Origin of the sequence: Streptomyces kanamyceticus (assembly GCF_008704495.1) — a bacterium.
Taxonomy (GTDB): Bacteria; Actinomycetota; Actinomycetes; order Streptomycetales; family Streptomycetaceae; genus Streptomyces; species Streptomyces kanamyceticus.
Map to the genome: position 1 here is coordinate 2,572,338 of NZ_CP023699.1, position 12,726 is coordinate 2,585,063.

General features: G+C 71.1%; 11 protein-coding genes. 6 read left to right on the plus strand and 5 right to left on the minus strand.

Going from position 1 to position 12,726, the window contains the following annotated elements; translation table 11 throughout:
• Positions 1 to 54: 54 nt before the first annotated feature.
• Entirely contained in the window at positions 55 to 1,239 is a 1,185-nt protein-coding gene (locus tag CP970_RS10105) for a S1 family peptidase (RefSeq protein ID WP_055552452.1), read from the minus strand.
• Positions 1,240 to 1,606: 367 nt separating this feature from the next.
• Between CP970_RS10105 and CP970_RS10110 the strand changes: the two genes are divergently transcribed.
• Positions 1,607 to 2,029, plus strand: coding sequence for a cysteine/serine endopeptidase inhibitor (locus CP970_RS10110; protein WP_055552450.1), 423 nt, complete (start codon positions 1,607 to 1,609; stop codon positions 2,027 to 2,029).
• Positions 2,030 to 2,062: 33 nt separating this feature from the next.
• Here the strand turns inward: CP970_RS10110 and CP970_RS10115 are convergent, their stop codons facing one another.
• The 3 genes from CP970_RS10115 to CP970_RS10125 form a co-directional block, all read right to left on the minus strand.
• A complete protein-coding gene (locus CP970_RS10115) occupies positions 2,063 to 3,901 on the minus strand; it encodes an SMI1/KNR4 family protein (protein ID WP_055552448.1) in 1,839 nt (612 codons plus the stop codon).
• A gap of 55 nt (positions 3,902 to 3,956) precedes the next feature.
• The gene (locus tag CP970_RS10120; RefSeq protein ID WP_055552446.1) at positions 3,957 to 4,736 is read right to left on the minus strand and encodes an SDR family NAD(P)-dependent oxidoreductase; all 780 of its coding nucleotides are present in this window, start codon (positions 4,734 to 4,736) and stop codon (positions 3,957 to 3,959) included.
• Between the two features lie 116 nt (positions 4,737 to 4,852).
• Positions 4,853 to 5,425 (minus strand): TetR/AcrR family transcriptional regulator, encoded by a 573-nt coding sequence (locus CP970_RS10125; protein WP_055552444.1) that lies wholly within the window; start codon positions 5,423 to 5,425, stop codon positions 4,853 to 4,855.
• Between the two features lie 102 nt (positions 5,426 to 5,527).
• Between CP970_RS10125 and CP970_RS10130 the strand changes: the two genes are divergently transcribed.
• Together CP970_RS10130 and CP970_RS10135 are read left to right on the plus strand one after the other, a co-directional pair.
• Complete coding sequence (locus CP970_RS10130) at positions 5,528 to 7,000, plus strand: MFS transporter (RefSeq protein ID WP_055552442.1); 1,473 nt, start codon at positions 5,528 to 5,530, stop codon at positions 6,998 to 7,000.
• Positions 6,997 to 8,223, plus strand: a complete 1,227-nt coding sequence (locus tag CP970_RS10135) for an FAD-dependent monooxygenase (protein ID WP_055552440.1) — start codon at positions 6,997 to 6,999, stop codon at positions 8,221 to 8,223. The genes CP970_RS10130 and CP970_RS10135 overlap by 4 nt, the downstream gene beginning before the upstream one ends.
• A 19-nt stretch (positions 8,224 to 8,242) precedes the next feature.
• Here CP970_RS10135 and CP970_RS10140 read toward each other — a convergent pair whose 3' ends face one another.
• Complete coding sequence (locus CP970_RS10140) at positions 8,243 to 8,839, minus strand: hypothetical protein (protein WP_150493209.1); 597 nt, start codon at positions 8,837 to 8,839, stop codon at positions 8,243 to 8,245.
• Between the two features lie 235 nt (positions 8,840 to 9,074).
• Between CP970_RS10140 and CP970_RS10145 the strand changes: the two genes are divergently transcribed.
• From CP970_RS10145 to CP970_RS10155, 3 genes are all read left to right on the plus strand, one after another.
• Entirely contained in the window at positions 9,075 to 10,637 is a 1,563-nt protein-coding gene (locus CP970_RS10145) for an amidase family protein (protein WP_055547431.1), read from the plus strand.
• A 188-nt stretch (positions 10,638 to 10,825) separates the two neighbouring features.
• Positions 10,826 to 12,166 carry an MFS transporter gene (locus CP970_RS10150; protein WP_055547492.1) on the plus strand — a complete coding sequence of 447 codons (1,341 nt, stop codon included), beginning with the start codon at positions 10,826 to 10,828 and terminating at the stop codon, positions 12,164 to 12,166.
• Positions 12,167 to 12,287: 121 nt separating this feature from the next.
• Positions 12,288 to 12,680 carry a VOC family protein gene (locus CP970_RS10155; RefSeq protein ID WP_055547434.1) on the plus strand — a complete coding sequence of 131 codons (393 nt, stop codon included), beginning with the start codon at positions 12,288 to 12,290 and terminating at the stop codon, positions 12,678 to 12,680.
• Positions 12,681 to 12,726 lie beyond the last annotated feature (46 nt).

The following is a 12,726-nucleotide window of genomic DNA, read 5'->3' on the forward strand; positions in this document are numbered from 1 at the left end:
CGGGCGCCCCGGCACCGGGCGGGATCGAGCGGGTTCAGGCGGGATCGAGCGGGATCAGGCCGTGTGCAGCGTCAGCCCGTAGCGCTGGAGAATCTCGTTCACCGGCTGGAACCACGTCTCGCCGCCGCTGCCGCAATTGCCCCAGCCGCCTGACGTCACGCCCTGGGCCTGGTCGCCGCTGATGAACGAGCCGCCCGAGTCACCGCCCTCGGCGCAGACGCTGGTCTTGGTGAGCTGGTGCACGACGGTGCCGTCCGAGTAGTTGACGGTCTCGTTCTTGGCGAGCAGGTTGCCGCAGTGCCACTTGGTGGTGGAGCCGGAACGGCAGATCGACGTGCCGACCGGGGCCTCCGCCGAGCCCTTGACGAGCCGGTCGGGGATGGTGCCCCAGCCGAGTACGACCGGCACGGTCCACCAGCCGTTGCCGACGGACACCCACGCGTAGTCGTTGTCGGGGAACGAAGAGCCCTGGAACGTACCGATGTTGGAGTTGTCCCAGCCGCGCACACCCGCGCCCGCCTTGCCGCAGTGCCCGGCCGTGACGAACCCGCCGTGCACCGAGAAGCCGATGGAACAGCGGACGTTGCCGGTGTAGTACGGGTCGCCGCCGACGGTCCCTGCGGCGAAGGTGCTCGGTCCCGCGGGGACGGTGCCCACCTGGACGGGGGCGTCGGTGGTGGCGCGCGCCTTGCGCAGGAAGGTGCTGACATCGTTGTCGGCACGGTGGCCTTCGACGACGTCGACGACGAGGCGGTTCGCCTTCGTGTCGACCCGCCAACTGGCCACGTTGTCCGGCGCCTTGAGCTTGTCGACCCGCTTCTTCGCCGCGTCGAGCCGCGCGGCGGAGTGCTTGACGATCCTCACGTCGGCACCGGCGTCGCGCACCTCCCCCGCGGCCTGCTGCCCGGTCAGCGCGACGGTGAGCCTGCCGCTCCCGGCGTCGAACCAGGAACCGGCGTACGCCGTGCCCGCGGCCTTCCGCGCGGCCCGCTCGGTCTTGACGGCCTGCCGCTCGTCGGCGAGGCGCTCGCGCGCGGCGGCGGGGGTCAGGCCGAGGTCGCGCTCCATGGCGTCGAGGAGCCCCGGAGACGCGAGCGCCTTCGACGCGGAGTCAGTGGCTTCGGAGCCGGAGCCGGTACCCGCGTCGGCCGCGGCGGTGGGGGCTAGTCCGGTGGCCGCGCACGCGGCCGTCAGGAGGAAGGCGGACAGGCCGAGGCGTGTTTTGGTCTTGCGTCTCACAGGGGGGACCTCTCGTCGTTCCAACGGTGGGGTGGTGGAGCGGAGTTGAGTGTCTGAGCTGTCTGAGAGCGCTCTCTCCAGATGGTGCGGGAGAGAGTCGGGAGACTGTGAGAGCAAGTCCGGACGCTCGGCGGCACATCTCAGCCGTTCCTGTGGGGTCCGGAAAACGGGTGCGAGTGGGGTGAATCGGCACCACACCGGCGCGGCGGCCTCCGCCCCGGCCCTCACGCCGAGCCGCCAATGCGCCCTTTTGTTCAGGCCAGTTGTTCCGTTGGCGGTCCCGGGCCCGGTTGCGGGAGCCGATGCGCGAAACCACGCTCAGGCGCGTTTGAGAACGCTCTCACAGCCACCAAGGGGAGGAACTCTCATGCTCCACGGAACACGCCTGAGACGAGGAGCCACGGTCGCCGCCGCCGCGGTGGTCGGCATCGCCCTGGCGAGCGGGACGGCCCACGCCGACATCCCGATCGGGCAGCCGATGACCGGCAAGATGACGTACTACAACGACAAGGGATACGGGGCCTGCGGCACCCCCATCGACGCGTCGACGCAGGACCTGGTGGCGGTCCCCGCATCCTGGTGGACCACCCCCAACCCCAACAACGACCCGCTCTGCCAAGGCATTTCGGTCCAGGTCAGCTACAACGGCAGGACCATCACGGTCCCGGTCAGGGACAAGTGCCCGTCCTGCGCCGCGACCCACATCGACCTCAGCCAGACGGCGTTCCAGAAGCTGGCGCCGCTGGACGTGGGCGTGGTGAACGGCATCACCTGGAAGTTCGTCCGCTGACGCCGTCCGTGCCGACGCGTACCCCGTCCGCGCCTATCCCATCGTCGCGTACGCCTCCCCCGCCCCCGGCGGCCTGATCCACGGCCGCGTCAGGAGTATCGGCAGCCTGCCCTCGTCCAGGGCGAACCTGGGCAGGTGCACACCGAACGTCTCCGCCATCGCGCCCAACGCGCGGGCCTCGTCCGAGCGGTCGGCGGCGGGGCCCGCCGGGTCGGGGAAGAGGCGGTCGGGCGAGAGGGCGGCGGGCAGGGTGCCGGAGCTGGCGCGGCGCGTGCCGTGGACCGTGAAGGCGCACCGCTGCTCGCCGTCCTCGGCGCAGGCGAAGTGGAAGAGGCCCGGTTCCCACCAGACCGTGAGGGCGCGGGTGCCGCGCGACAGCTCGGTGCCGGGGTGCGTGAGGCGGTCCGGGTCGTGGCCCCCGAAGCGGTCGGACTCGAAGGCGAAGCTCCAGCCCTCGCCCCCGGCGCCGATCCTGGCCATCGGCAGCGGACGCTGCCCCCGCCCCTGCGCGACCTGGAGGTGCCAGAGGTCCCCCTCACCGGCCACCGGCCCCAGCGGTTCGACGCCGAACCGCTCCGCCAGCTCCTCGGGCCCGATCCCCTCCACCAGCACGAACCGGTACATGCCCCGGCGGACCGCGCCACGGGAGTGTTCGTCGGCCAGCCACCCGAGCCCGTCATGCCTTCTCGCCCGCCCCGCGGCGGGCACGGGACGGGGCCCGGACCCTCCGTGCCCGCCCCGGGGCGTGGTCAGCAACTGCCGTCCCCGCTCCGGCGTCACGAGCGGCCCGAGCAGCGGATCGCCGAGCAGGCCGAACGGCGCCACGTGGTCGTCCCCGTACGGCACCCAGGCCGGGACCGCCGCCGCGATGACCCGCCAGGCGCCTTCCGTGTCGCCCCAGCGCGCGAGCCCTCTGGCCTCTTCGACCGCTCGCCCGAAGACCCCGGGCGAGCCGTACTCGTACGTCCCCCGCTCGACCTCCCGCACGACGGCTGCGGCCCGCTGCGTGTCCGTCGAACCGCTCGTCGGAGAGGGGCCGTCTCCCTGAGAACGGTGCACGTACTCGCGCACCTTCAGGGGCAGCGCCTCGGCGGCGTACAGCGGATCGTCCATGTCCGGCTCGACCGGCACCCAGCCGCGCCCGCCGTCGAGCAGCACGTCCAACTGCGAGGCCAGCAGGCGGGCCCGCGCCCTGCCGAACCGCCCGGCCTCCTCGAAGACGCCGAGCGCGTCGTCCAACTCCCCGCGCAGGCAAGCGAGTCGGGCTTCCGCCACTCTGGCGTCGAGGGCGCGCGTCACCGAGTTCTCGAAGTCCGGGCAGTCGCCGCCCAGGCGGTAGAACTCCTCGTACATACCCTCCATGAACGCCCGGAACGAGGCGTACCGCGTCGGCTCCTGGCCGCCCCACCCGTGGTACAGATACACCGCCCACTCCCCGTCGGCGTCCACGTCGCCCGGGTCGAGGAGGACGTCCGTCGCATCCGATTCGAGCGAAAGGCGCAGCGCCCGCCCCCACATCCCGGCCAGCAGCACGTCCGCGTCGGCCGAGTCCTCCGTCAGCTCGGCGTCGTACATCTCCCCCAGGTCGTAAGGATCGTCGTACGGCTCGATGTCCTGGGCACCGGCCAGGAGTTGGACGAAGCCGCCCGCCTCGCGCCAGCCGTCCGTCACCGTCAGGAAAGCGCGCAGGGACGGCGGCAGCGGCGCCTCGATCTCCCACTCCCGAAGCCGCTCCTCCAGCGCCGCGAGCCGCGCGGGGTCCACCGGGTCGAACCCGAGCCCACGCCCCGGGACGGACTCCCCGGCGGCCCGCGCCTGTGCCCACTCCTCGCTCCACCGATTGAGGAACGGCCCCCACTCCACGATCTCCATGCCGTTCATCGTGGCATCCGCCACTGACAATCGGTCATGGCCCGCCAAGCGGGTGTCACCCGGGCGTGATCGGCCCGAGGTAGGTGCCGCCCGACACGTCGATGGTCTGGCCGGTCACCCATCGGCCCTGCGGGCCCGCCAGGAAGCCCACCACGTCCGCGACGTCCTCCGGCTGGCCGATCCGGCCGAGCGCGGTGATCGACTCAAGTCCGGCCACCGCCTCGGGAACCGCGGCGTAGTGGGCGATCATGTCGGTCAGCACCACCCCGGGTTCGACCGTGTTCACGGTGATCCCACGTCGGCCCACTTCGTTGGCGAGCGACGGGCCGAGGGCGGCCAGCGCCGCCTTGGTGACGGTGTAGCCGATCTGGTGGGGGTCCGCGATTCGGGTGGACGCGGAGCCCATGTTGACGATCCTGCCGCCGTCCCGCAGCAGCGGCAGCGCCCGCTGGACCACGAAGACGGGCGTGCTCACGTTGATCGCGAGGAGCCGCTCGAACTCCTCCTCGGTGAGCTTCTCGATCGAACTGACCGAGTGGATGCCCGCGTTGTTGACCAGAATGTCCAGGCCGTCCGCGCCGTGGTCCGCAAGACCGGCGGCAAGCCCCTCGAACAGCCGGTCAACGGCGCCGCTTTCGCCGAACCGGGCCCGCAGCGCGAAGGCCCGGCCACCGGTCTCGGTGATCCGCGCCACGGTCTCCCCGGCGGCCGCGTCGTTGCCGCCGTAGTGGACCGCGACCAGCGCCCCCTCGGCGGCGAGCCGCAGCGCGACCGCACGCCCGATCCCGCGCGAGCCACCCGTCACCAGTGCGGTCCTGCCGTCCAGTTCCCCCATGAACGCCTCTTCCCTCGTGATGCCCCGGTCGAAGTGATGCCCCGGTCGAAGCCGGGAGCGATTCAGCCTAGGCGACCTTGGTGGAAAGGATCAGTACGCGACTTCGGCCAATCCGCTCAGCGGGCGCGGACCAGCGGCAGGAAGATCGTGTCGACGATCTCCTCGATCACCTCGGGCGGGACCGGACGCTTCGTCATCATCGCCTCGCCCCGCAGCAGGTCGAAGGGGAGCGAGGCGATCCGCGGCGTGAGCCTGGCCGGGTCGATTTCGCCGCGCGCGATGGCGCGGTCCATGATCTCGTCGCGTCCCGAGCGGCGCCCGGCGAGGATCAGCTCGCGCAGGTCGGCGTAGCTGGTGTCGGCCTCGGCGAAGAAACCGGCGAGCAGCAGGCTGAGCTGGGCGAGGAACGGCCCTCGCCGCTCGGCCAGTTCGGTGAGGGTGGCGATCAGGTCGCCGCGCAGCGACCCGGTGTCGGCGGGCGGGGACTGCTGGATGACGTTGCGGCGCACGACCGCCGCCTCGACCAGCTTCTGCTTGTCCGCCCAGCGCCGGTAGAGCACCGGCTTGCTGGTTCCGGCCCGCCGGGCGACGGAGTCGACGGTCAGGTTCGCGTAACCCCGCTCGCTCAACTCGTCCCAGGCGGCTTCGAGGATGGCCGACTCGAGCGCTTCGCCACGCCGTCGCTCCACAACACTCCTAAGAACCTTTGACGTTTCTTATCGCCACACCCTACTCTGACGAATAAGAAACCAATCCGTTTCCTAAGTTTCTCAGTTCCTAAGGAGGTGTGTATGTCTGTGACCACCGAACCGCACAAGAGCTGGAGCGGGCGGCTCGTCGGCCTGGTGGCCGTCCTGGCCCTGGTGAACTTCGTGGTCGACTCGGCCATCACCGCGCCGCTGGTCGTCCTGCCCGAGATGCTCGACCACTTCGGTACGGACCAGGCGGCGTGGCTCAACGCGACCGCGATGCTGGCCGGGGTGATGTGGGCGCCGCTGCTCGGGAAGAGCGCCGACATCCACGGCAAACGCAAGGTGCTCGTCCTGACGCTGCTGGTCAGCTGCGCGGGCGCCCTGTTATGCGCCGTGGCGCCGAACATCTGGGTGTTCGTGGCGGGGCGCATGCTGCAAGGGGCCTCGCTGGCCGCCGTGTTCCTCTCCGTCGCGATCGTACGAGGCGTCTGCGCGCCCCGCATCGCGATGATCATCGTGGGCATCGTGACCTCGGGATCCGCGGTGCTCAACATCGCGTCCCGTTTCCTCATCGAGCGCCTCGCCAAGGAGTTCGGCTTCCAGATCCTCTTCCTCGTGTCGGCGGCCGTGGCGATCGCGATGGCGATCTGCGTGCACCGCGTCCTCCCCGAATCCCTGGTCAAGACGCCGGGCAGGATCGACATCGGCGGCGCGCTGCTCCTCGGCGGCGGCCTCGCCGGGGTGCTCGGCTACGTCAGCCTGGGCTCGGAACTCGGCTGGGCCGCCTTCGGCCCGCTGGCGCTCCTCGCCGGTGGCCTCGCGGCGCTTGCCAGGTGGTTCCTGGTGTCGAGCCGGAAGCCCGACCCCCTGATCGACGTCAGGGACCTCGGCGGGCCGCTGGTGCTCACGCTCCTCGTCGTCTTCCTCGCCGCCGGTTCGTACCAGAGCATGCTGCAGCTCATCCCGCTCATCGGTGACGTCTCCGGGGACCAGCACCTCGGCTACGGGCTCGCCGACCAGGGCTCCGTGGCGCTGCTGCTCGCTGCGCCGGGACTAGGCGTCACGCTCGGCGGTCCCGCGGCCGGATGGCTCGCCGCCCGCGTCGGCCCCGCCTCGACGCTGGCCGGGGCCATCGCGCTCGGCACGGTGGTGACCCTCGGGATGTTCCTCGGTGCCTCCCAACTGCCCGCCGCGCTCTGCTGCGGATTCCTCCTCGGCGTCACGGTGGGCGCGCTCGGGACGTCCGGCTTCAACATGGCGGGCAGCCTGGCCCCCGCCGAACGGCAGGGCATCGTGTCCAGCCTGGTCATGGTCATGGTCTCGATCGGCTCCGTGGTGCTGAACTTCGTGGGCGCGGCGGTGCTCAAGTCGACGACGGTGGTCGTCGACGGCGAGAGGACGAACTCGGCGACGGGGGTCTTCAGCTACATCGGCATCGCTTCCGGCGCGTTCGTGATCGCGGCGGTGCTGGCGGTACTGCTCGTACGACGCACGCGCCTCAGCCGTACGTCTGCATCTCCCGGCGCCACCCGCACATCACCGTCACCCGACCTTGAAGGAGTCAACTCATGAACGTAGGAGGCGCGTCGAAGGGGACGGTGCTGATTTCCGGTGCGAGCATCGCGGGTCCTGCCGTGGCGTTCTGGCTGCGGCGGTACGGGTTCGCGGTGACGGTGGTCGAGAAGGCCGCCGGACTGCGGGGCGGCGGATACCCGATCGACGTGCGGGGCACCGCGGTCGAGGTGGTGCGTCGCATGGGAATCCTGCCGCGGCTCAGGGAAGCGCACATCGACTCCCGGCGGTTGACGTTCCTCGACGCCGACGGCGGTACGGCGGCGGTGGTACATCCGCAGGTGGCGGCGGGCGGCGTCGAGGGACATGACGTAGAGGTGCCGCGCGGGGATCTGGCGGAGGCGCTGTACGGGGCCGTGCGTGACGAGGTGGAGTTCGTGTTCGACGATTCCATCGAGACGCTCAAGGAACACGGGCACGGCGTCGACGTCGTCTTCCGCAGCGGCGTCCAGCGTGAGTTCGACCTGGTCCTGGGCGCGGACGGACTGCACTCGCACACCCGGGGGCTTGTCTTCGGCCCCGAGCGGCAGTTCCACCGCTATCTGGGGTACTGCTTCGCCATCTTCACCATGCCCAACACCTTTGGGCTCTCCCACGAGGTACGCATCTGGAACACGCCGGGGAGGGCCGCGGCGCTGTACGCGGTGGGTGACGGCGACGAGTTGTACGCGTTCCTCAACTTCGCCCGCCCGGAGCCGCCTTACGAGACCCTGCGCGACCGGCAGGCACAACGCGACCTCATCGCGACCACCTTCGCCGACGACGGATGGGAGATCCCGGCGATGGTCGCCGCGCTGCGCGAGGAGGCCGACCCGTTCTTCGACACCGTGAGCCAGGTGCGCATGCCGCACTGGTCGAAGGGCCGGATCGCACTCCTCGGCGACGCCGCCCACGCCCCGTCGTTCCTGACCGGGCAGGGCTCCAGCCTCGCCCTGGTCGGCGCCTACATGCTCGCCCGCTCACTGGCCGCCCACCGCGACCACACCACGGCCTTCGCCGCCTACGAAAGCGACACCCGCGGATTCGTCGAACTGAACCAGGCACAGGTCGGCGAGGGCGACGCGACGCTGTGCCCCACGACCGCGGAGTCCCTGGAAAAACGCAACATGAGACTGCGCGCCCTCACCACGGCCCCACCCAGAACCGGCCGCCCCGCCCACACGGCCCTGACCCTGCCCGAGCCCGCCACGGGACCGGCGGACACCCCAGTCGCGGTGACGTGACCGCACCGCCGGGCGAGCCCTAGCCGATCGTCAGGTTCGTGAACCGGATGGTGACGCTCTGGGCGTTGCCGGTCTGGGGGTTGTCGACCTTGATGACCCTGGGCTCTTGCAGGGTGTACTGCTTCGTCGCGTTGCCCGTGATGGGGTCCAGCATGTTGAGGGACGCCGTCTGGGGCTGGGTGGCGCCGTTGATCAGGTCGGTGAACTGCTGGGACTGCTCGGTGCCGCGGACCACGGTCATCGTGCCCGTCTGCTGCTGGCCGGGGATGAGTTTGTTGGAGGGGGTCTGCTCCGTGGGCTGGTCCATCGTCAGGTCGGAGACCGCGCCGATGGCCTCGGTGCCGCCGTCGACGCTGAACTGGAACGCCGGGGCGGTGCGGGTGTCGCCCCCCTGGATGCCTTCGGCCAGGGTGGACAGATCCGAGTCGCCCTTCGCGCCCTTCGCGCCCTTGTCGGACGAGTCGGCACGCGGCTCGCCCTTCTGGGACGAACTGGCGCTCGACGCGTCGGTGTCCGAGGAGCCGGAGCCGCACGCGGTCAGCAGCCCCAGGGACAGCAAGGCGGCGGTGGCGACCCCGGCCATGCGGCGGCGTGAACTGATGGTGGAACGGATCATGGGGAGACTCCACGGGTCAACGGCTGTGTGTGTCGGACGACTTGAGTCTGCGAGCTGGCCGGTCCCAGCCACCACAAAGGGCGGACAGGATGGGAAGCTGGGACGCACTGCCCCCGCTGACCAGGTGAAACGAAGCACGGGTGGAACGCTGGAACGGGACGCCCACGGCCGCAACTCGCCTCTCGGAAGCCTCAACGCTTGCGCCGGAAGCTGCCCGTGTAGTCCGCTGGGCCGCATGGGAAAGAGGAGCATTGCCTTAATGACCGCCGCCCTTGTCGCGGGGTCCCTTTTGACGGGCGTACCGAATGCCGGTGCGCAAGCCGATGACCGATCCGCTGCGCGAGCCACCGCACGTGACGGTGTCGGGGTCGACCTCGACACCGTCACCATCCCCGAACTGCAGGCACGCATGGCGAAAGGGTCGCTGACCTCTGCCGCGCTGACCCGGGCCTACCTGCGGCGGATCGAGAAGGTCGATCCCAAGATCCACGCGGTCCTGCGCACCAGTCCGACGGCCTTGCGCGAGGCGGCCGCCAGTGATGCCAGGCACCGGAGCGGCAAGCCCCTGGGTCCGCTGGACGGCATCCCCGTCCTGCTCAAGGACAACGTGGACACCCGTGACATGCCGACGACGGCCGGGTCGCTCGCGCTCGCCGGGAGCCCGCCCCGCACCGATGCCGCACTGGTGACCCGGTTGCGCGAGGCGGGGGCGGTGATCCTCGGCAAGACCAACCTGTCCGAATGGGCCAACTTCCGTGGCGCGAAGCCGACTTCGGGGTGGTCGGCGGTGGGCGGACAGACCAACAATCCGTACGTCCTCGACCGGAATCCGTGCGGCTCATCCGCCGGGTCCGGCGCCGCGCTCGCCGCGTCGCTCTCGCAGGTGGCGATCGGCACCGAGACGGACGGCTCCATCGTGTGCCCTGCGGGGATGAACGGCGTCGTCGGCCACAAGCCGAGCCTCGGTCAGGTCAGCCAGTCGGGCGTGGTGCCGATCTCCGCCGAGCAGGACACCGCCGGGCCCATGGCCCGCAACGTGATCGACACCGCGCTCACGTTCGCGGTGCTGAGCGGCGGGCGCGCCGACGCGGGGAGGGGTGCTACCGATCTGCGCGGCAAGCGCATCGGCCTGTGGCGCCTGCCCTCGCTCGGATCCGACGTCGACGCGGTGATGACCCGTACGGCGGCGAAGCTGCGCAAGGCCGGGGCCACGGTCGTCGAGGTGACGCCCCCGTACCAGGCGCGGCTCGCCGAGCTCGAATTCCCGGCGCTGCTCAGCGAGTTCCACCGGGACATCGACGCCTACCTCGGCACGCGCGAAGGACCCAAGGACCTCGCGGGGCTCATCGAGTTCAACCGCACCCACCCCGAGGAGCAGAGCTGCTTCGCCGGGCAGGAGCTGTTCGAGCAGGCCCTTGCCGCGCCGCCCACCACCGACCCCAAGTACCGTGCGATGCGCGCCGAGTTGAAGGACCTCTCGCGGCGCTCCATCGACGAGACCATGGCCGCCCACCGCCTGGACGCCATCGCCTCGCCCACCAACCCGCCCGCCTGGACGACCGATTGCGCGCGCGGCGACAACGACGTCATCCCCTCCTCCACGCCCGCGGCCGTCGCCGGATACCCGTCCCTCTCGGTGCCCGCCGGGACCGTACGGGAACTCCCTGTCGGTCTGCTCCTGATGGCCGGTGACCGCCAGGACACCGAGCTGCTCTCCCTGGGGGCCGCGGTGGAGCACCGCCTGAAGGCCTGGCGCGCCCCGCGCTACCTGCCGACGGTGGATTCCCCCGAGCAATAACCAGATGCGCCGGGCATGCCGGGTCGGCTACGGTCCCCGGCATGTCCGTGACCAAGTAACTCCAGGTGCCCCGCCCGCCCCGCGGGCCAGTGGCACGGAAGCGTCCGTCTTCCTCAGCCCCGCCGCCGCGCCGCGGCCAGGGGCCGACCTGGAGTGCCCACGTCATGAATCGCGTCACGAAACCCGTCATGAGCCGCTTTCCCGCGCTCGCTCTGCTCTCCCTGCTCCAATTCCTCATCGCTGTCGACGTCACCGTCGTGAACGTCGCGCTGCCCTCCATCGGGGCGCACTTCGGCACCGGGACGGGCTCCCTGTCCTGGGTCGTCACCGGCTACACCCTCGTCGGCGGCGGCCTCCTGCTGCTCGGCGGCCGTCTGACCGATCTGCTCGGCAGGCGGCGGATGTTCCTGCTCGGCGCGGTGCTCTTCGCCCTCGCGTCGCTGGCCGCCGGGCTCGCGCCGAACCTTCCGACGCTGATCGCCGCGCGCTTCGCGCAGGGCGCGGGCGAGGCCCTCGCGTCGCCCGCCGCCATGTCGCTGATCGCGCTGCTCTTCCCCGCCCCCGCCGAGCGCGCCAAGGCGCTCGGCATCTGGGGCGCGATCTCCGCGAGCGGCCTCGTCGTCGGCGTCCTGCTGTCCGGCGCGATCGTCCAATTCCTCGACTGGCGCTGGATCTTCGGCATCAACGTGCCGATCGTCGCGGTGGTCGTCGCGCTCACCCCCGCGTTCGTACGCCCCGACGGCCCGCGCGGCACGGACAGGGCCCGTCTCGACCTGCCCGGGGCCGCGCTCCTGACCGGCGGCCCGCTCACCCTGGTGTACGGCGTGCTGAGCGGCTCGGCACCGGGCGTCGTCGTCGGCCTGGCGCTGCTCGCCGCGTTCGTCGTGGTCGAGGCCCGGTCGAAGAGCCCGCTCGTCCCGCTCTCCTTCTTCACGCACCGCACCCGCGCGGTCGCGAACGCGGCGACGGTTCCGCTCAGCGCGGGGCTCTCCACCACGTTCTTCCTGGCCACGCTCTACCTCCAGGACGCGCTCGGACTCACCCCGCTCCAGGCGGGGCTGGCCTATCTGCCCTTCTGTGCCGCGCTGCTCGTCGCGGTCTCCCAGGTCTCCCGCCTGATCCGCGTGCTCGGCACCACGCGGACCGCGGTCATGGGCCTGCTCCTCACGGCGGCGGGACTCGCCTGGCTTGCCCGCCTCCCCGACGCGGGCGATCTCTGGCTCGACGTACTGCCGGGCATGGTTGCCGTCGCCGCGGGCATGGGCATCGGCCTGGTGGCCCTGCAGAACGCCGCCCTCTCCGACGTCACCGAGCACGACGCGGGCACCGCGTCCGGCGTCCAGCGCTCCGTCGACCAGCTCGGCGGCTCGCTCGGCCTCGCGGTCCTGGTGGGTACGACGGTCGGCGGCGCGGGCGCCCAAGTGGCCGATTTCCGGGCGGCGTTCGCCTGGGCGGCGGCGGGCGTCCTGGTCACGGCGGCGGCCGTGGCGCTCGTCCCACGAATCCCACGAGTCCCGCGAAAGGCCTAGCCCGGCGGGAACGGCTCGACAGCGCGACGTCGTCGTGTCTAAGATCCACGGCGACATCGCGTGCCGGTCACCGACCGGGTGAGGCATGGAGGTGTCGGGAGATGCCTTCTGGAGGCATTCCTTGTCAGTCGAGCTGAACCACACGATCGTCCACGCCCGGGACAACCGGGAGTCCGCCGCGTTCTTCGCGGACCTCCTTGGCCTCGAAATCACCGGTGAGTGGGGCCCGTTCATCGCGGTGGCCCTGGGCAACGGAGTCACCCTTGACTTCGCCACGATCCCCGCCGAATCCATCACGCCGCAGCACTACGCCTTCCTCGTCTCGGAGGAGGAGTTCGACGCGGCGTACGCGAAGATCAGCGAGCGCGGCATCACGCACTGGGCGGACCCGCACCAGAAGCAGCCGGGCGAGATCAACCGCAACGACGGCGGGAAGGGCGTGTACTTCCTGGACCCGTCGGACCACGCCATGGAACTGATCACGGTCCCGTACGGCGGCTGGCCGCAGCGGTAGGAATCGCGCGAGGGCCGCACCCCCGACCAGGGGGTGCGGCCCTCAA

Bases quoted from the DNA above. Each gene is read 5' to 3' on its own strand.
- CP970_RS10110 (WP_055552450.1), top strand. From the start codon at position 1,607: ATGCTCCACGGAACACGCCTGAGACGAGGAGCCACGGTCGCCGCCGCC.
- CP970_RS10120 (WP_055552446.1), bottom strand. From the start codon at position 4,736: ATGGGGGAACTGGACGGCAGGACCGCACTGGTGACGGGTGGCTCGCGC.
- CP970_RS10145 (WP_055547431.1), top strand. From the start codon at position 9,075: ATGGGAAAGAGGAGCATTGCCTTAATGACCGCCGCCCTTGTCGCGGGG.
- CP970_RS10115 (WP_055552448.1), bottom strand. From the start codon at position 3,901: ATGGAGATCGTGGAGTGGGGGCCGTTCCTCAATCGGTGGAGCGAGGAG.
- CP970_RS10150 (WP_055547492.1), top strand. From the start codon at position 10,826: ATGAGCCGCTTTCCCGCGCTCGCTCTGCTCTCCCTGCTCCAATTCCTC.
- CP970_RS10135 (WP_055552440.1), top strand. From the start codon at position 6,997: ATGAACGTAGGAGGCGCGTCGAAGGGGACGGTGCTGATTTCCGGTGCG.
- CP970_RS10130 (WP_055552442.1), top strand. From the start codon at position 5,528: ATGTCTGTGACCACCGAACCGCACAAGAGCTGGAGCGGGCGGCTCGTC.
- CP970_RS10140 (WP_150493209.1), bottom strand. From the start codon at position 8,839: ATGATCCGTTCCACCATCAGTTCACGCCGCCGCATGGCCGGGGTCGCC.